Annotated in this window: 17 protein-coding genes; 8 read left to right on the forward strand and 9 right to left on the reverse strand. The window is 69.8% G+C overall.

The genetic code is table 11. The annotated features are described in order from the left end of the window. Position 1: 1 nt before the first annotated feature. From AC07ZS_RS21035 to AC07ZS_RS21045, 3 genes are read right to left on the reverse strand one after another with little or no spacing between them, the layout of a single operon-like run. Positions 2-826, reverse strand: a complete 825-nt coding sequence (locus tag AC07ZS_RS21035) for a VOC family protein (RefSeq protein WP_494800475.1) — start codon at positions 824-826, stop codon at positions 2-4. Continuing rightward, the gene (locus AC07ZS_RS21040) at positions 823-1,863 is read right to left on the reverse strand and encodes an amidohydrolase family protein (RefSeq protein WP_494800476.1); all 1,041 of its coding nucleotides are present in this window, start codon (positions 1,861-1,863) and stop codon (positions 823-825) included. The genes AC07ZS_RS21035 and AC07ZS_RS21040 overlap by 4 nt, the downstream gene beginning before the upstream one ends. A 5-nt stretch (positions 1,864-1,868) precedes the next feature. After that, a complete protein-coding gene (locus AC07ZS_RS21045; RefSeq protein WP_494800477.1) occupies positions 1,869-2,840 on the reverse strand; it encodes a Bug family tripartite tricarboxylate transporter substrate binding protein in 972 nt (323 codons plus the stop codon). 120 nt (positions 2,841-2,960) lie between these two features. Between AC07ZS_RS21045 and AC07ZS_RS21050 the strand changes: the two genes are divergently transcribed. Next, complete coding sequence (locus AC07ZS_RS21050) at positions 2,961-3,887, forward strand: LysR family transcriptional regulator (protein ID WP_494800478.1); 927 nt, start codon at positions 2,961-2,963, stop codon at positions 3,885-3,887. Between the two features lie 6 nt (positions 3,888-3,893). Here AC07ZS_RS21050 and AC07ZS_RS21055 read toward each other — a convergent pair whose 3' ends face one another. Further along, positions 3,894-4,643 (reverse strand): FadR/GntR family transcriptional regulator, encoded by a 750-nt coding sequence (locus AC07ZS_RS21055; RefSeq protein ID WP_494800479.1) that lies wholly within the window; start codon positions 4,641-4,643, stop codon positions 3,894-3,896. Positions 4,644-4,719: 76 nt separating this feature from the next. On the opposite strand from AC07ZS_RS21055, the gene AC07ZS_RS21060 reads away from it, so the two are divergent. From AC07ZS_RS21060 to AC07ZS_RS21090, 7 genes are read left to right on the forward strand one after another with little or no spacing between them, the layout of a single operon-like run. Next, positions 4,720-6,384, forward strand: coding sequence for an AMP-binding protein (locus AC07ZS_RS21060; RefSeq protein ID WP_494800480.1), 1,665 nt, complete (start codon positions 4,720-4,722; stop codon positions 6,382-6,384). 28 nt (positions 6,385-6,412) lie between these two features. Continuing rightward, positions 6,413-7,594 carry a thiolase family protein gene (locus AC07ZS_RS21065; RefSeq protein ID WP_494800481.1) on the forward strand — a complete coding sequence of 394 codons (1,182 nt, stop codon included), beginning with the start codon at positions 6,413-6,415 and terminating at the stop codon, positions 7,592-7,594. After that, on the forward strand, positions 7,591-8,010 hold the full coding sequence (locus AC07ZS_RS21070) for a Zn-ribbon domain-containing OB-fold protein (RefSeq protein ID WP_494800482.1): 420 nt from the start codon (positions 7,591-7,593) through the stop codon (positions 8,008-8,010). The genes AC07ZS_RS21065 and AC07ZS_RS21070 overlap by 4 nt, the downstream gene beginning before the upstream one ends. Next, on the forward strand, positions 8,007-8,618 hold the full coding sequence (locus AC07ZS_RS21075; protein WP_494800483.1) for a glutathione S-transferase family protein: 612 nt from the start codon (positions 8,007-8,009) through the stop codon (positions 8,616-8,618). The genes AC07ZS_RS21070 and AC07ZS_RS21075 overlap by 4 nt, the downstream gene beginning before the upstream one ends. A 36-nt stretch (positions 8,619-8,654) precedes the next feature. Further along, complete coding sequence (locus AC07ZS_RS21080) at positions 8,655-9,635, forward strand: Bug family tripartite tricarboxylate transporter substrate binding protein (protein WP_494800484.1); 981 nt, start codon at positions 8,655-8,657, stop codon at positions 9,633-9,635. A gap of 9 nt (positions 9,636-9,644) precedes the next feature. After that, positions 9,645-10,604 carry a Bug family tripartite tricarboxylate transporter substrate binding protein gene (locus AC07ZS_RS21085; RefSeq protein WP_494800485.1) on the forward strand — a complete coding sequence of 320 codons (960 nt, stop codon included), beginning with the start codon at positions 9,645-9,647 and terminating at the stop codon, positions 10,602-10,604. 4 nt (positions 10,605-10,608) lie between these two features. Further along, complete coding sequence (locus tag AC07ZS_RS21090; RefSeq protein WP_494800486.1) at positions 10,609-11,061, forward strand: type II 3-dehydroquinate dehydratase; 453 nt, start codon at positions 10,609-10,611, stop codon at positions 11,059-11,061. A gap of 2 nt (positions 11,062-11,063) precedes the next feature. On the opposite strand, the gene AC07ZS_RS21095 is transcribed toward AC07ZS_RS21090, so the two are convergent. Genes AC07ZS_RS21095 through AC07ZS_RS21115 form a run of 5 tightly spaced genes read right to left on the reverse strand, consistent with a single transcriptional unit; the run spans position 11,064 to position 16,389 of the window. Further along, the gene (locus AC07ZS_RS21095; protein WP_494800487.1) at positions 11,064-11,849 is read right to left on the reverse strand and encodes an enoyl-CoA hydratase-related protein; all 786 of its coding nucleotides are present in this window, start codon (positions 11,847-11,849) and stop codon (positions 11,064-11,066) included. Next, positions 11,846-12,652, reverse strand: a complete 807-nt coding sequence (locus AC07ZS_RS21100) for a crotonase/enoyl-CoA hydratase family protein (protein WP_494800488.1) — start codon at positions 12,650-12,652, stop codon at positions 11,846-11,848. Before AC07ZS_RS21100 ends, AC07ZS_RS21095 begins: the two co-directional genes overlap by 4 nt. After that, positions 12,649-13,863 (reverse strand): 3-oxoadipyl-CoA thiolase, encoded by a 1,215-nt coding sequence (gene pcaF, locus AC07ZS_RS21105; protein WP_494800489.1) that lies wholly within the window; start codon positions 13,861-13,863, stop codon positions 12,649-12,651. Before pcaF ends, AC07ZS_RS21100 begins: the two co-directional genes overlap by 4 nt. Next, the gene (locus AC07ZS_RS21110) at positions 13,860-14,702 is read right to left on the reverse strand and encodes an amidohydrolase family protein (RefSeq protein WP_494800490.1); all 843 of its coding nucleotides are present in this window, start codon (positions 14,700-14,702) and stop codon (positions 13,860-13,862) included. Before AC07ZS_RS21110 ends, pcaF begins: the two co-directional genes overlap by 4 nt. Before the next feature lie 22 nt (positions 14,703-14,724). Continuing rightward, the gene (locus AC07ZS_RS21115; protein ID WP_494800491.1) at positions 14,725-16,389 is read right to left on the reverse strand and encodes a (2,3-dihydroxybenzoyl)adenylate synthase; all 1,665 of its coding nucleotides are present in this window, start codon (positions 16,387-16,389) and stop codon (positions 14,725-14,727) included. Positions 16,390-16,427: the final 38 nt, after the last annotated feature.

Genomic DNA, 16,427 nt, shown 5'->3' on the forward strand with positions numbered 1-16,427 from the left:
GCTACGTGCCGGGCGGCCACTTCCAGTCCGCCGGGCCGCGCGGCACGTAGCTTTCGTCCACCTGCTCGACCTCGGCCGTGTACTCGATGACGATGCCGAAGGGGTCGATGAAGTAGTTGAAGAGGTTGTTGCCCGGGCCGTGGCGGCCGGGTCCCCACTCGATGGGGTGGCCGGCGTCCTTCATGCGGCCGCCCCCGCGCATCACCGAATCGGCGTCGGGCATCAGGAAGGCGATGTGGTTGAGCGCGTCGTTGTCGGCCACGCCCACCGCGAGCGTGTGGTGGTCGCTGTTGCAGTTCATGAAGGCGATGGCGACGGTGCGGTCGGCCAGCGTGAAGCCCAGCGCGTCGGTGAAGAAGCGCTGCGTCTCGTCCACCGCGTGGCTGTTGAGCACCACGTGCGTGAGCCGCGCGGGCTGGTCGCGCTGCGGGCCAATGTCTTCGCCGCGCGCATCGCCGTGCACCACCTGGAGCACGCGGCCGTGCGGGTCGCGCAGCGTGAGGCCGGTGCCGCCGGCCGGGTCGTTTGTGAGAGGGCCGACGGGGGAGAGCAGGGTGCCGCCCGCGCGCGGCACGGCCTCGGCCACCGCGCGCAGCGCGTCGAGGCTGCGCGCGCGCAGCGTGACCTGGCGGATCTGCGGCACCGGGCCGCCCGCGTGCAGCGCCAGCAGGTGGTGGTCGCTGCCGGTGCCGCGCAGGTAGATGGCCTGCTCGCTGCGGTGCGCCACGCTCAGGCGCCAGACCTCGGTGTAGAAAGCCTCGGCCTTTTCGAGGTCGGGCACGTTCAGGGCCACGCTGCGCACGGCCTCGATCCAGGGGGAACTCATGGGGCGGTCACTTTCTTGTTCTGCAGGCCGAGGAAACGCTCGGCGTTCTGGTGCACCAGGCGCGCGGTGGCGTCGGCGTCGAAGCCGGCGGCCTCGATGCGCTGCACCGGTGTGTGGTCGTGGAAGTTGAAGGGGTAGTCGGTGCCCACCATCAGCTGCGTGTCGCCGAAGCTGGCCACCAGGTGGCGCAGGGTGGGCGTGTCGAACACCAGGGTGTCGTAGAACAGGCGGCGCGCCTGCTCGGCCGGGGCTTCGAGCACGCTGTCGCGCAGCGCCGGGAACACGCCCCAGCCCTGCTGCAGGCGCGGCAGCAGCGAGGCCAGCGTGCCGCCGCCGTGGCTGAAGGCGATGCGCAGCTTCGGCCGGCGCACCAGCAGGTTGCCGGTGATCACCGAGGCGGCGGCCAGGCCCACGTCGCCGGGGTAGGCGATCACCTGCTGCAGGGGCGCAGGGCCCACCAGCCGCTCCATGCCGGCGGGCCGGATGGCGTGCACGAACACCGCCGCGCCCAGCGCCTCGCAGGCCTCGAAGAAGGGGTCGAACACCGGCGCACCGATCGGCACGCCGTTGATGTTGCTGCCCACCTCCACGCCCGCGAAACCCAGCGTCTTCACCGCGTACTCCAGCTCGCGGATGGCGAGGTCCACGTCCTGCAGCGGCACGGCGCCCAGACCCGCCAGCTGCCCTTCGCCGGCGTCCACCATGGCGGCGATCTGGTCGTTGAGGAAGCGCAGCAACTGCTGCGCATCGGCCGCGGGCATCCAGTACGACAGCAGCTCGGGCATGGGCGACATCACCTGCAGCGCCAGGCCCATCCCGGGCAGGTCCTGCAGGCGCTTGGGCACGTCCCAGCACTTGTCGGAGACGGTGCGGTAGTTCTTGCCCGCGATCATCACGTGGCGGTGGCAGGGCTGCGCCGGCGCCATCGACGGCCAGTCGGCCGGCATGCTGCGGCCGATGTAGGCCGGGAAGTTCTCGGGCACGACGTGCGCATGCACGTCGATGCCGCCGCAGGTGCAGGGAGCCAGTGCCGCCACGCCGTTCACTCCGCGGTGATGCCGAGGGACTTGATGACCTCGCGCCAGCGCTCGTGCTCGCCGCGCATGAAGGCCTCGAACTCGGGCACCGACATCTTCGGCTCGGCCAGCGAGCCCAGGGCCTGCAGGCGCTGCGCCACCTCGGGCTGGCGCAGCACGGTCTCCAGGTCGCGGTTCACGCGGGCCACCACGTCGGCCGGCGTGCCGGCGGGCGCGAAGAGGCCGTTCCAACCGGTGTACTCGAAGCCGGGGAAGGTCTCTGCCAGGGCCGGCACGTTGGGCATGTCGGGCTGGCGCTGCGCCGTGCTGATGGCGAGCGCGCGCAGCTGGCCGCTCTTGATGAAGGCGGTGAGCGCGGCGTCGGGCAGGCACACCAGCTGGATGCGGCCGCCGATCAGGTCCTGGATCGCTTCCGGGCCCTTGGTGTACGACACGTGGTTGAGCTTCACACCGCCCTTGACGGCCACGCTGTCGGCCAGCATGCCCGAGAAGGTCTTGGGCCCTTCGGTGCCGATGGTGACGGCGCCCGGCTGCGCCTTGGCCGCGGCCAGGGCCTGGGCCAGGTCCTTGAAGGGTGCGGCGCTGCTGGTGGCGATCACGAAGGGGCTGCGGCCCACCAGGCGCACCGGCGCGAAATCCTTCACCGGGTCGTAGGGCAGGGCCTTGAAGGTGAAGGCGTTGGTCACCATCGCGGCGGTGGTGGCGTAGTAGAAGGTGTAGCCGTCGGCGGCCGAGCGCGCGGCGGCCTGCGCACCGATCACGTTCTGGCCGCCCGGGCGGTTCTCCACCACCACGCCCTGGCTCCACAGGCGGGCGAGCTGCTCGCCGACGTAGCGCGCCAGGATGTCGGGGCCGGCGCCGGCCGGCTGCGACAGGATGAATCTCACCGGGCGCTGCGGCCAGGCCGGGGTCTGCGCGTGCAAGGCGCCGGCCAGCGGCAGGAGGAGCGCGGCTCCCGCGAAGTCTCTGCGTTTCATGTCTTGTCTCCTGGGCGCCGTGCGGGCGGCGCCGGTGGTTGTAGGAAGAGTCCGCTGCGCATGCTAGGGATCAACGCCATGGATGACCAGACGCCTCCGTGGATTCATAGAATCCATGCCATGGATATTCGAAACGTGGACCTGAACCTGCTCGTGGTGTTCGACGCCATGGCCCGCCACTGCAGCGTGGGCCGCGCGGGCGAGGCCTTGGGCCTGAGCCAGCCGGCCACCAGCGCGGCGCTGGCGCGGCTGCGCACCGTGTTCGACGACGCGCTGTTCGTGCGCGCCGGCGCGCAGATGAAGCCCACGCCGCGCGCGATGGAGCTGGCGCCGGCGGTGCACCGGGTGGTGGAGGCGATCAACGCCGAGATCCTGCAGAAGGCCAGCTTCGACCCCGCGCGGGCCGAGCGCACCTTCACCATCCTCACGCCCGACATCGGCGAGGTGGCCTTCCTGCCCGGCGTGCTGCGGCGGCTGCGGCAGGAGGCGCCGCAGGTGCGCCTGCGGGCCACGGCGCGCACGCGCTTCGCCGCCGCCGAGGCGCTGGAATCGGGCGAGGGCGATCTGGCCGTGGGTTTTTTCCCCGACCTGCACAAGGCCGGTTTCTTCCAGCAGGCGCTGTTCAAGACCTCCTACGCCTGCGTGACCTGCGCGCACGCCGGGCCGGCGGTGGAGCGCATGACGCAGCGCCAGTACCTGGCGGCGCGGCACGTGGTGGTGCGGCCCGACGGGCGCGAGCACCTGCTGGACCGCTACCTCGACGAGAAAGGCTGGCAGCGCCACGTGACGCTGGAGCTCTCGCACTTCATGAGCCTGCTCTCGCTGCTGCCGGGCACCGACCTCGTGGCCACGGTGCCGGAAGACATCGCGACCGTGATGGAGCGCCACATCGCGATCCGCCGCATCGCCTTGCCCTTCGCGGTGCCGGTGATCGACGTGCAGCAGTTCTGGCACCGCCGCATGCAGCACGACCCGGCCAACCGCTGGCTGCGTGGTGTGTTCTACGAGGTGAACCGGCGTGAGGCGAACGCCGGCATGCCGCTGTAGGCCGGCTCAGGCCGACGGTCGGTCCTGTGCCGTCGGCACGATCGGCGGATGGGTCCGCAGCGTGCGCATGTAGCGCGCCTGAGCGCGGTCCAGGTGATCGGTCATCTCGATGCTGGCCGCCTTCGGGTGCCGCTTCTTCAAGTGCCCCATGAAGCGCCGCAGGCCCGCGATGGAGGCGTCGTTCGGCTCGCCGCCGACCTCCTTCGAGTAGCCGTACATCAGGTCCATGATGGACCGCATCACCAGCACCAGCACCGGGTTCTGCGTGGCCTGCGCGAGGTCGTTGTGGAACTCGATGATGTGGAACAGCTTCTGGTCCATATCGCCCGCGTCCAGCGCCGCCTGGGCTGAATCCAGCCGGGCGTCCAGCCGCGCGAAGTCCTCGTCGGTGGCCGCCACGGCCGCCGCGCGTGTCACCCCGTCGGCGATGGCCACGCGCGCTTGCGTGAGGTGCTCCATGGAGATGGCGCGCAGCTGCAGCAGGTCCGACAGCCCGCGGCTGAGCGCGGCCGTGTCGCCCTGGCTGATGAAGGCGCCGCCCTTGGCGCCGCGCTGCAGCGTGATGACACCGCTCTTCTCCAGGCTGCGCAAGGCCTCGCGCAGGGCGTTGCGGCCCACGCCGAGTTGCAGGGCCAGCTCGCGCTCGGGCGGCAGCTTGTCGCCGGTCTTGAGCTGGCCGCTGGACAGCAGGCGGCGGATTTCCTCGCCGACTTCATCACTGACGCGGCGGGTTTTGACGGATCGGAATTCGGGCATTCCCTGAGTTTAGGCCAGGCAGACAGGGACTAGAATGAAATAAATCATTGGTCCCACCAATGCATATAATCACCCAATGAACCCTATTTCGACGCCACCCTCCAACCAGCGCTTGCTGACCGAGCTGGGCTATTGCCTGGACGACCTGACCATCGATGCCGTGCTGCGGCGCCAGGCGCGCGCGCAGCCCGACAAGGTGTTTCTCACCTGGCTGCCCGACGGCCGCACCTGGACCTTCGCCGAGCTGGAGCGCGTCACGCGCCGGCTGGCGCACGCCTTCACGGCGCTGGGGTGGAAGAAGGGCACGCACGTCGCGCTGATGCTGGACAACAGCCCCGAGCACCTGTTTTGCGCCTTCGCGTTGGGCCGCATGGGGGCGGTGTCGGTGCCGATCAACACCGCGAGCAAGGGCCAGTTGCTCGAGTACTACCTGGCGCAGTCGGACAGCACGGCCGTCATCGTCGACGCCGCGCTGCGTGAACGCATCGCGCCCCTGCCGTCGGCCGGGCGGCTGGCGCAGGTCGTCGTGCTGGACGCCGCGCCGGTGCCCGGCACCGCCGCGGTGGATGAGGTGCCGGGCGAGCTGTCGTACAGCACCCTCTACAACGCGGCGCCGGCCGACACGCCGTTCGAGGCCGATGTCGCCCCCTGGGATCTGGCCTGCCTGGCCTACACCTCCGGCACGACCGGTCCCTCCAAGGGCAACATGCTCTCGCAGGCCGCCAACCTGGCGTTCGGCCTCAGCAACGCCGAGCACCACGGCTACCGGCCCGACGATGTGATGTACGTCTGTCTGCCGCTGTTTCACGTCAATGCGCTGCAGACCGCCACGCACGCGGTGCTGCTGACCGGTGCGTCGCTGGCCATGACCACCCGCTTCTCGGCCTCGCGCTTCCTGGACGACGTGCGAAAGTGCGGCGCCACGGTGACCAACCTCCTGGGAGCGCTGTGCAACTTCCTGTGGAGCCAGCCGGCGACGGCCGACGACACCTCGTCGCTGCGCATCGTGAGCGCCGTGCCGGTGCCCCGGTTCGCCCGCGCCTTTGAAGAGCGCTTCGGTCTTCGCATCACCAGCGCGTATGGCCTGTCGGACCACGGCATGGTGGCTGCCTACACGGTGGCCGACCGGGCCGACAAACTGGGTTCGGCCGGCCGCGCCCGGCGCCACTACACGATCCGCATCGCCGACGACCACGACGTCGAAGTGCCGCGCGGCGTGCCCGGCGAGATCCTGTTGCGCGTGGAGGTGCCCTGGCTCGCGTCCACCGGTTACTACAACATGCCCGAGGCCACGCTCGGCGCCTGGCGCAACGGCTGGTTCCACACCGGCGACCTGGCCTACATGGACGAGGACGGCTACCTGTTCTTCGTCGATCGCAAGAAGGACGCCATCCGCCGACGCGGCGAGAACGTCTCGGCGTTCGAGGTCCAGCAAATCATCTGCACGCACCCGAAGGTGGCCGACGCCGCCGTGTTTCCGGTGCGCGCCGACACCAGCGAGGACGAGATCGCCGTGTCGGTGATCGTGCGCGACGGCGAAGCGCTCGGCGCGCGCGAGCTGGTGGAGTTCTGCCGCAGCAACATGGCCTATTACATGGTGCCGCGCTTCGTCGAGTTCCGCGACACGCTGCCGCGCTCGGTGGGCGAGAAGGTGCAGAAGCACCTGCTGCGGGCCGACATGGAAAAGAACCTGCCCGCGGTCTGGGACCGCGAGAAGGCCGGCGTGGTCGTGACCCGCTGACAACCGCAACCAGGAAAGACAAAGCAAGATGGAATTTCTCAAGGAACGGGGCATCGCCGTCATCGGCTGTGCGCAGACGAAGCTGGTGCGCCGCAGCGGCTTCAGCGCCCAGGAGCTGGCCGGCCAGGCCTTCGAGCAGCTGATGCGCGAGGTGCCGGTGGACCGCGAACGCATCGACGGCTTCGCCTGCACGCTGGCCATGTCGGAAGCGGGCAACCCGCTGTGGTCTCACCTGCTGATCGAAGGGCTGGGGCTGGATGTCAAGTGGTGTCAGGCGACCGACATCGGCGGCGCGTCCAACATCGGCAACATCGCACGCGCCGCCATGGCCATCCAGGCCGGCGTGTGCGAGATGGTGCTGTGCATCAGCGCCGACGGCGTGTCCAGCAACGACCGCTCCCACCAGGTGGGGCACCGCACCGAGTTCTGCGACCCGGTGGGTTGGGCCGGTCCGCTGACGGGCTTCGGCCTGCTCAGCGACCTGTACCGCCAGCGCCACGGCTACCCCGACCATGCCCTCGCGCGCCTGGCCGTGACGCAGCGCGACAATGCCTTGCTCAACCCCAACGCCAGCAGCGTGTTCAGCCAGCCGCTGACCGAGCGCGACTACCTGGACTCGCGCGTGGTGGCCGACCCGCTGCGCCTGCTCGACTGCGTGATGCGCGTCGACGGCGCCACCGCCGTGCTGGTCACCAAGACCTCGATCGCCCGCGAGCTCGGCATTGACAACGTGGTGCATCCGATCGCCTACCGCGAGAGCAACAACTTCGATCCCACGGAAAAAAGCGGCGACATGCTGTTGTCCGGCTTTTCCCTGGCCGGTCCGCAGGCGCTGCGCGACGCCGGCATGGCGCCGGCGCAGGTCCGCCTGTTCCAGCCCTACGACGACTTCCTGATCGCCATCCTGCTGCAGCTGGAACAGATCGGCTTCTGCGCCACGGGCCAGGGCGGTGACTTCGTGCTCGACACCGACATCAGCCGCGCCGGAACGCTGCCCATCAACACCGGTGGCGGCCAGATTTCGTGCGGGCAGCCGGGCCTGGCCGGCGGCAGTGTGAATCTCTTCGAAACCCTGACCCAGTTGCTGGGGCGTGGCGGCGAGCGCCAGGTGGCCGATGCGCACAACGCGATGGTCACCGGCATCGGCATCATTCCCTACGCACGCACCTGGGCCGCCAGCAACGTCATGATCATGGAGCGCGCGCAATGACCGCAACGTCCCCCCCATCGCCCAAAAGCCTCCCCCATCGCACGCCCCTGACCGCGCCTTTCTGGGACGCCGGCCTGCGCGGCGAACTGGTGCTGCAGTACGACCCCGAGGCGAAGCGCTACCAGTTCTATCCCCGCCCGGTGAGCCTGTTCTCCAAGGCGTCGGTCGAATGGCGCCGAGCGAGCGGGCTGGGCCGCGTCACGGCGGTCTCCAGGCACTTCGCGCACGGACCTGGCTTCGAGCACGACGTGCCCTACACCATGGTGCTGGTCGAGCTGGACGAAGGTCCGCGCGTGCTGGCACCGCTGAAAGACGCGAGCGACCCTCAAGCCAGGGAGGGCCTGCGCGTGCGCATGGCCTGGGAGCGCCGCAGCGACGACTTTGCCATCTACCACTTCGTGCCGGAGGCCGCATGACCCACACCACCACGCTCTACGCCGTGCCCACGTCCAATTCCCAGCGCGTCGCGATCGCATTGAACGAGCTGGGGCTGTCTTTCGACCTGCGCCTGCTGGACCGCGCGCTGGGCGAGCAGAAGCAGCCCGAGTTCCTCGCCGTCAATCCCCACGCCATGGCCCCCGCTCTGGTGGACGGCGAGGTGCGTGTCGCGCAATCCGGTGCCATCCTGCTGTACCTGGCCGAGAAAACCGGCCGCCTGCTGCCCGCGTCGGGCCGTGCCCGGCTGCGTGTCTTCGAGTCGCTGATGCACACGCTGGCCGATGTGCAGGCCACTGGCAGCGCGCTGTTCTTCTCGCGCCTGAAAGTCGCCGCGCCGCACCCCGAGACGGTCGCCCTGTTCGATGAGCGCATGAGCAACTTCCTGAGCCACCCGGATGCCGAGCTGAAAGAAGGCGACTGGCTGGCCGGCGAGTTCTCCATCGCCGACATCGCGCTGTACCCCGTGGTCGCACCGCGGCGCGCGGCGCTCGACGCCGCCGGCTTTACGCAGTTGGCGGCCTGGGCCGACCGGATGGCCGCGCGTGCGGCCGTGGCGCAGGGAATGGCCTTGAAGAGCACCGCCTGAAACGCAGGCATTTCCCATCAATACAAGGAGACAGACATGCAAAGACGACCCCTCATCCTCAGCGCCATGGCCACCGCGCTCTGCGCGACCCTCGGCACCCCGGTGCTTGCCCAGGACACCTATCCCAGCCGACCGGTCACCATCGTCGTGCCGTTCACCGCGGGCGGCTCCACCGACATCGCGGCGCGCATCGTCGGCCAACAACTGTCGCGCGTGCTCGGCCAGCCGGTCATCGTGGACAACAAGCCCGGTGCCGGCGCCACCCTGGGTGCGGCCTTCGTGGCACGGGCTGCCGCCGACGGCTACACGCTGCTCTGGGGCGGCAACAGCCCGCTCACCACCTCCCCCCACCTCTACAAGAAGCCGGGCTACGACCCCATCACCTCGTTCGAGCCGATCGGCGTGCTCGCCGTGTCGCCGTGGGTGCTGCTGGCCAAGAGCGCGCTGCCGGCGAACTCGGTGGCCGAGCTCACGGCGCTGGCCAAGGCACAGCCCGGCCAGTTGAACTTCGGCTCGTCGGGCATCCACAGCGCGTTGCACCTGCTGATGGAAGAGTTCAAAGGCGCGCAGGGTATCGACGCCTTGCACGTGCCCTACAAGGGGGACAGCGACGTGGCGCAGGCGGTGGTCAGCGGACAGGTCGACTTTGCCTTTGCCGCCCTTTCGACCAGCCTGCCTTTCATCCAGGCCGGTCGCCTCAAGGCACTGGCCGTCACAGGGCCCAAGCGCGACCGGCAGTTGCCGGAGGTGCCGACACTGGCGGAGGCCGGCGTGCCGAGCATGAAGCTGGAGTTCTTCTCGGGCCTGCTGGCCCCGGCCGGAACGCCGGCACCGGTGATCGCCCGCCTGGCGAGCGCCGTACACACCACCATGAAGGACCCCGGTGTGCGGGAGCGCTTGCAAAAGGCCGGTGCCGAGCCCGCCGACAGCACGCCCCAAGCGTTCCGCGAGCTGATCGCGCGCGACGGCGCTCGGTGGCAGGCGCTGATCAAGCGCATGGGCGTGTTGCCTGAATAAGGAAGCACCATGAAACTCTCCCGCATCGCCGTGTTCGTCGCCGGGCTGCTGGCCCTGGGCGCGAGCGCACAGACCTGGCCCTCGCGCACCATCCGCATCGTCGTCCCCAATGCCGCTGGTGGCGGATCCGACCTGATCGCCCGCGCGATCCAGGAACCCCTGTCCAGGGCGCTTGGTGTGCCGGTCATCGTCGACAACCGCGCGGGCTCGGGCGGTGCGATCGGCACGGCCGAGGTCGCGGCCGCGGCGCCCGACGGCTACACCCTGCTGGTCGGCCAGACGGGCACCAACGCCGTGCTGCCGTTGCTGCAGAAGAGCGCGCGCTACGACCCGGTGCGCGACTTCTCGGCCATCGCGCGGCTGGGCACATCGCCCATCGTCGTGGTCGGCCGCAAGGGGCTGGCCACCGACCTTGCCGGCGCGCTGGCCGAGGCGCGCAAGAACCCGAAAGGGCTCAACTACGGCCACGCCGGCAACGGCACCCTGGGGCACCTGTCGGCCGAACTGCTCTCGCAGGCGGCGGGCGTGTCGATGACGGGGGTGGCCTACAAGGGCCAGGCCCCAGCCGTTGCGGCGGTGCTCTCGGGTGAAGTCGATCTGGCCTTCGGTGGCACTTCGGGGGCGCTGGACGCGCTGGTCAGGGAGGGGCGCGCGGTGATGCTCGGCGTGACCACCGCAGAACCTTCGCCTCTGGTGCCCGGCGTTGCGCCGATCGCGCGCCATGTGCCGGGCTATGCGGCCGAGCTCTGGTACGGCCTCTTCGCTCCGGCAAAAACCCCCGACGCCGTCGTGCAGCGCCTGAACGCCGAGGTCCGCAAGGCGCTGGAACTGCCGGATGTGAAGCAGCGCTTCGCGGGCTTTCTCACCACGCCCGCACCCAGCTCGCCGCAGGAGATGAGCGCCATCGTGGTGGAAGAGATCCGCCGGTGGAAGCCCATCGTCCAGCGCGCCAACATCCAGGAGAACTGAGCCGATGAAAAGCATCCTGCTCATTCAGGGGCCCAACATGCAGTACCTGGGCCAGCGCCAGCCTGAGCTGTACGGGACCACCACGGCGCGGGAGCTCGACGCGATGTGCATGGACCATGCCAGGCGGCACGGCTACCGCCTGGAGATCCTCTACACCAACCACGAGGGTGTGGCCATCGACAGGATCTACGCGGCCCTGGACGAGGGGCTTGACGGGCTGGTGATGAACCCTGCGTCGTTTGTCCGCAGTGGCCACGGCCTCAATGGCTGCATGCGGGCGATCCCCATTCCCTACATCGAGGTCCACATGACCAACCTGCACGCCCGCGGGTTCGAGTCCATCCTGGCGCCGACGGCGTTGGGCAGCGTCGCCGGCTTCGGGCTCGATTCGTACCGCATGGCGCTGGAACAGATGCACCGGCTGCTCACAGGCCAGCGGGACTGGGCGCCGGCCTGATGTCACGCCGGCCCGGCCCGCGAAAACTGCGCGGGCCGCTTGTCCAGCCGGGCGCGCATGCCCTCGTGCTTGTCGGGGCTGGCGAAAGCGGTCTGGAAGGCGTTGCGTTCGTACTCCAGCCCGGCCGACAGCGGCGTCTCCATCGCCATCAGCACCGACTCCTTGATCAGGCGCAGCGCCACGGCGGGCAGCTCGCCCAGCTTCTGCGCCAGCGCCAGGGCGGTGGTCTCCACCGCATCGTCGTCCAGCACCTCGGCCACCAGGCCGCACCGCGAGGCGGTCTCCGCGTCGATCGGTTCGCCGAGCAGCAGCAGCTTCATCGCACCGAACTTGCCCAGCGCCCGCGTCAGGCGCTGCGTGGCGCCGCCGCCGGGCATGATGCCCACCTTCACCTCGGGCTGACCGAAGCGCGCGCTGCGCCCGGCCAGGATCAGATCGGCGTGCAGGGCCAGCTCGCAACCGCCGCCCAGGGCGTGGCCGCGCACCGCCGCGATCACCGGTTTTCGGCAGGCGGCGATGGGGCCCCAGAGCAGGTCGTGCCGGCGCGCCAGCAGGTCCATGGGCGTGGCGTCCACGTACTCGTTCAGGTCGGCCCCCGCGCAGAAGGCGCGCGGGCCGCCGGCCAGCACCAGCACGCGCGCCGACGGGTCGGCGTCCAGCCGGCGAAAGGCCTCGGCCAGCGCGCGGCGCAGGGCCAGGTTCAGCGCGTTGAACACCTCGGGCCGGTTCAGGCGCAGCAGGGCCACGCCCTCGAACGGCCGCTCTTCGAGCAGGATGGGATCGCTCATGCCGCGTCCCCCGTGAACCTCGGCGCCCGCTTCTCGAAGAAGGCGGCCACGGCTTCGGCGTGGTCGGCGGTGTGGTGGGCCAGGCCTTGCAGGCGGCCGGCGGCCACGAGCGCTTCGTCCAGCGTGCCGGTGCGCGCCTGCTGCAGCAGCTGGCGCGTCCAGCGCAGCACCTGCGGCGGGTTGGTCGCGATGCGCCCGGCCAGGCGCATCGCCTCGTCGAGCAGGGCCTCGGGCGCGACCACGCGCGAGACCAGGCCGAAGCGCAAGGCCTCTTCGGCTTCGATGGCGTCGCCCGTGAGCGCCATCTCGGCCGCGCGCGCGTGGCCGATCACGCGCGGCAGCAGCCAGCAGCCGCCGTCGCCGGGCACGATGCCCACCTTCACGAAGCTCTCGGCGAAGCGCGCGGCGCTGGACGCGATGCGCAGGTCGCACATGCAGGCCAGGTCGTTGCCGGCGCCGATGGCCGGGCCGTTGACCGCCGCGATGATGGGCACCTGCAGCGCCTCGAAGGCGCGCGGGATGCGCTGGATGCCGTCGCGGTAGCCCTGGGCGATCTGCTCGGGTGAGCCGGCGAACATGCCGGTGCGGTCGCGCATCTCGGCCACGTTGCCGCCCGAGCAGAAGGCGCTGCCCGCGCCGGTGAGGATGGCCACGCGCACCGTCAGGTCGGCGTTCAGTGCCGCAAACGCCTGCTCGAACGCCGCGAACATGGCTTCGCCGCTCAGCGCGTTGCGGGTGTCTGGCCGGTTGAGGGTGAGCAGGGCGATGGGGCCGCGCCGCTCGATGAGGATGGGCTCGTTCATGCGGTGTCTCCCCCGCGTTCGATCGCCAGGGCCACGCCCTGGCCCACGCCCACGCACATCGTGACCAGGCCGTAGCGCCCGCCGGTGCGCTGCAGCTGCCGCGCGGCCGTGAGCACCAGGCGCGCGCCGCTCATGCCCAGCGGGTGGCCGAAGGCGATGGCGCCGCCGTTCGGGTTCACGTGCGGGGCGTCGTCGGGCAGGCCGAGCGCTCGCGTGACCGCCAGGCCCTGGGCCGCGAAGGCCTCGTTGAGTTCGATCACGTCGAAGTCGCGCATGCGCAGGCCGGTCTGCGCCAGCAGTTTGTGCACCGCGGGCACTGGGCCGAAGCCCATCACGCGCGGCGCGATGCCGGCGCTCGCCGCACCCACGATGCGTGCGATGGGCCGCAGGCCGTGGCGCTGCGCCGCCGCTTCGCTGGCCATCAGCAGCGCGGCCGCGCCGTCGTTCACACCCGACGCATTGCCGGCGGTGACGGTGCCGCCCTTGCGGAAGGCGGGCTTGAGCGCGGCCAGGCTCTCGGCCGTGGTGTCGGCGCGCGGGTGCTCGTCCACGCTCACCACCGTGGCCGCGCCCTTTCGGCCGGGCACCGACACCGGCACGATTTCCTGCGTGAGCACACCCGATTGCTGGGCCGCCGCCGCGCGCTGCTGGCTGCGCAGCGCGAAGGCGTCCTGGTCGGCGCGCGAGATGCCGTGCTCCTCGGCCACGTTTTCGGCCGTGTCGCCCATGCTGTCCACGCCGTACAGCGTTTCCATGCGCGGGTTCACGAAGCGCCAGCCGATGGTGGAGTCGTGCACCTCGGCATGGCGCGAGAACGCGGCCGTGGGCTTGGGCATCACCAGCGGCGCGCGGCTCATGCTTTCCACGCCGCCGGCGATGGCCAGCTGCATCTGGCCCGAGGCGAGGCCGCGCGCGGCACCCGCCACGGCCTCCAGGCCCGATCCGCACAGGCGGTTGACCGTGACCGCCGCCGCGGTGAGCGGCAAGCCCGCGAGCAGCGCGCTCATGCGCGCCACGTTGCGGTTGTCCTCGCCGGCCTGGTTGACGCAGCCATAGACCACCTCGTCGAGCTGGTCCCAGTCCAGGCCCGGGTGGCGCGCCATCAGGGCCTGCAGGGGCAGGGCGCCGAGGTCGTCGGTGCGGATGGCCGAGAGCGCGCCGCCGTAGCGGCCGATCGGCGTTCGCACGCCGTCACAGAGATATGCGTTCACAGGCCCAGCACCCTTTCGGCATTGCCGTGCATGATCTTTTCCATCACCTCGGGCTTGTAGCCCAGCTCGTCCCACTCGCGCAGGATGCGCTCGTAGGGCAGGCTGGGGTAGTCGCTGCCGAACATGATCTTGTCCTGCAGCCGGCCACGGATGTCCACCTTCAGGTTGCCCGGGAAGTGCTTGGGCGCCCAGCCCGACATCTCCCAGTACACGTTGCCCTTGTGCAGCGCCACGGCGGTGGTCTCGTCGACCCAGGGCCAGCCGGGGTGGGCCATGATGATCTTCAGGTTCGGGAAGTCGGCCGCCAGCTGGTCGATGTGCTTGGGGTGGGCGTGGCGCACCAGCGCGCCGTTGCCGCCCGGCATGCCGGCGCCCATGCCGGTGGTGCCCACATCGATCATCACCGCCGCGCCCATGGCGTTGATCTCCTCGAACAGCGGGTAGTAGCGCCGGTCGCTCACGGCGAAGTGCTGCATGATGGGATGGAAGTGAAAGCCGATGAAGCCCAGCTCGCGGATCGCCTTGCGGGCCTGGATCATCGCGATCTCGCCCTTGGCGGGTTCCACCGCGCCCCAGCACTGGATGACCCGCTTCGGGTGGCGCTTCCACATGCCGTGCACGTACTCGTTGGTGCAGGGCGGGGCGGCGACGGTGGTCTCCAGGTCCAGGGCGACCAGGCAGGCCTCGACGCCGGCGCCGGTGAACTCGGCGATCACGTCGTCTTCGGTCTTGCCCACCCAGTCCCGTTTCCAGTAGCGGGCCAGCTCGGCCGGGTAGGGCCCCTGGGACTCGATCCAGGTCGGCGTGCCGGGGTAGCAGTGCAGGTCGATGATGCGCATGTCGGTTCTCTTCTTTCGTTGTTCAGTGGGGGATGCGGCGGGCCGCCTCTTCTTCCGCGTGCTTGCGGGCGATCTGTTCGCCAAGGGCCTTCTTGGACACCTTGCCGAAGGTGGAGACCGGGAAGTCCGGCAGCACCTCCAGGCGCTCGGGCAGCTTGAACTTGGCGATTTCCTTGGTGAGCAGGAAACCGACGAGCTCCTTCAGGTGCAGCGACTGACCCTGTTTGAGGATCACGAAGGCGCACATCTTTTCGCCCAGGGCCGCGTCGGGCATGGGCACGCAGGCCACGTTCTGCACCGCGGGGTGCATCAGGATCAGGTTCTCCACCTCCTCGGCGCTGATTTTTTCGCCGCCCCGGTTGATGAGGTCCTTCTTGCGCCCTTCGACGATGTAGTTGCCCGAGGGGTGCTTGCGCATCAGGTCGCCGGAGCGGTAGAAGCCGTCGGGCGTGAACTGGCGCGCGTTGTACTCGGGCACGCCGAAGTAACCGCGCAGCGTGTACGGGCCGCGCACGGTGAATTCGCCCACCTCGCCATCGGGCACCACACGGCCTTCTTCGTCGAGCAGCAGCACCTCGTCGTCGTCGCACACCGGGCGGCCGCAGGTCTCGAGCTTGACCTCTTCCGGGTCGCCGGCGCGCACGAACATCAGTGTGCCTTCGGACATGCCGAAGTTCTCCTGCACGAACACGCCCGGGATCAGCGCGCGCGTCTTCGCGCGCACCTCGGGCTGCATGCGCTGCCCGCCGCTCTGGATCAGTTTCAGGCTGGAGAGGTCGAAGGCCTCGGCCGCGTCGTCGTTGATCAGGCGGATCAGCAGCGCGGGCACCACCTTCAGGTGCGTCACCCGGTGCTTCTGGATCAGCGCGAACATCTCGCCGGGCCGGGTGTTGGCGTGCAGCACCACCTTGGCGCCCTTGAACATGAAACCCTGGATGCCCGGGCAAGCCAGCGGCAGGTTGTGCGCGATGGGCAGCACCAGCAGCAGCACCGAGTCCTCGCTGATCTCGGTCACGTCGGCGGCCACCTTGGAGTTGTAGGCGTAGTCGTTGTTGGTGCGCGGGATCAGTTTGGGGATGCCGGTGGTGCCGCCCGAGAGCTGGAAGATGCAGGGGTCGGTCGGGTCGATTCGGATCTCGGCCAGGCGCGAGGCCGGCAGCGTGGCGGGCTTGTGGATCAGTTCGCGCAGCGAGACCTCACCCGGGCCGGCCTCGCCGAGCACCAGGCGGAACTTCAGCGACGGGTTCTCGGCCTGCACCCGGGTGATCACCGGTGCGAAGGCGAAATCGCCCGACGTGTCGGGGTAGACGCAGGTGGTCGCGCCCGAGAGCTGCACGAACTGGCTGATCTCGGCGTAGCGGTGCGTGACCAGCGCTGCGATCGGGATGCAGCCGATCTTCTGCAGCGCGAAGTACAGCAGCACGAACTCGTGCACGTTGGGCAGCGTGGGCACCACGCGGTCCAGCGGTTTCAGACCGAGTTCGAGCAGGTTCAGCGCCAGGTTGGTGGTGACGCGGTCGAGTTCGGCGTAGGTGAACGTCACATCGCCATCGATCAGCGCCACGCGGTCCGCGTAGCGGCGGAAAACGGCGTCGAACTCCTGCGCCAGCGACTGGTCGCGCCAGTAGCCCTTGGCGCGGTAGCGCGCGGCGTACTCGGCAGGGAAGGGAACGAATCCTTCAAGCATGGAAGTCTCCTAAAAATACGAGGAAGCAATGCCGGCGA

Source organism: Hydrogenophaga sp. GW456-12-10-14-TSB4 (assembly GCF_059424305.1).

What these genes read in the sequence shown, in the direction of transcription:
- AC07ZS_RS21035 (WP_494800475.1), bottom strand. Translation starts at nt 826, where the DNA reads ATGAGTTCCCCCTGGATCGAGGCCGTGCGCAGCGTGGCCCTGAACGTG.
- AC07ZS_RS21045 (WP_494800477.1), bottom strand. Translation starts at nt 2,840, where the DNA reads ATGAAACGCAGAGACTTCGCGGGAGCCGCGCTCCTCCTGCCGCTGGCC.
- AC07ZS_RS21050 (WP_494800478.1), top strand. Translation starts at nt 2,961, where the DNA reads ATGGATATTCGAAACGTGGACCTGAACCTGCTCGTGGTGTTCGACGCC.
- AC07ZS_RS21055 (WP_494800479.1), bottom strand. Translation starts at nt 4,643, where the DNA reads ATGCCCGAATTCCGATCCGTCAAAACCCGCCGCGTCAGTGATGAAGTC.
- AC07ZS_RS21060 (WP_494800480.1), top strand. Translation starts at nt 4,720, where the DNA reads ATGAACCCTATTTCGACGCCACCCTCCAACCAGCGCTTGCTGACCGAG.
- AC07ZS_RS21065 (WP_494800481.1), top strand. Translation starts at nt 6,413, where the DNA reads ATGGAATTTCTCAAGGAACGGGGCATCGCCGTCATCGGCTGTGCGCAG.
- AC07ZS_RS21070 (WP_494800482.1), top strand. Translation starts at nt 7,591, where the DNA reads ATGACCGCAACGTCCCCCCCATCGCCCAAAAGCCTCCCCCATCGCACG.
- AC07ZS_RS21075 (WP_494800483.1), top strand. Translation starts at nt 8,007, where the DNA reads ATGACCCACACCACCACGCTCTACGCCGTGCCCACGTCCAATTCCCAG.
- AC07ZS_RS21080 (WP_494800484.1), top strand. Translation starts at nt 8,655, where the DNA reads ATGCAAAGACGACCCCTCATCCTCAGCGCCATGGCCACCGCGCTCTGC.
- AC07ZS_RS21085 (WP_494800485.1), top strand. Translation starts at nt 9,645, where the DNA reads ATGAAACTCTCCCGCATCGCCGTGTTCGTCGCCGGGCTGCTGGCCCTG.
- AC07ZS_RS21090 (WP_494800486.1), top strand. Translation starts at nt 10,609, where the DNA reads ATGAAAAGCATCCTGCTCATTCAGGGGCCCAACATGCAGTACCTGGGC.
- AC07ZS_RS21095 (WP_494800487.1), bottom strand. Translation starts at nt 11,849, where the DNA reads ATGAGCGATCCCATCCTGCTCGAAGAGCGGCCGTTCGAGGGCGTGGCC.
- AC07ZS_RS21100 (WP_494800488.1), bottom strand. Translation starts at nt 12,652, where the DNA reads ATGAACGAGCCCATCCTCATCGAGCGGCGCGGCCCCATCGCCCTGCTC.
- AC07ZS_RS21110 (WP_494800490.1), bottom strand. Translation starts at nt 14,702, where the DNA reads ATGCGCATCATCGACCTGCACTGCTACCCCGGCACGCCGACCTGGATC.
- AC07ZS_RS21115 (WP_494800491.1), bottom strand. Translation starts at nt 16,389, where the DNA reads ATGCTTGAAGGATTCGTTCCCTTCCCTGCCGAGTACGCCGCGCGCTAC.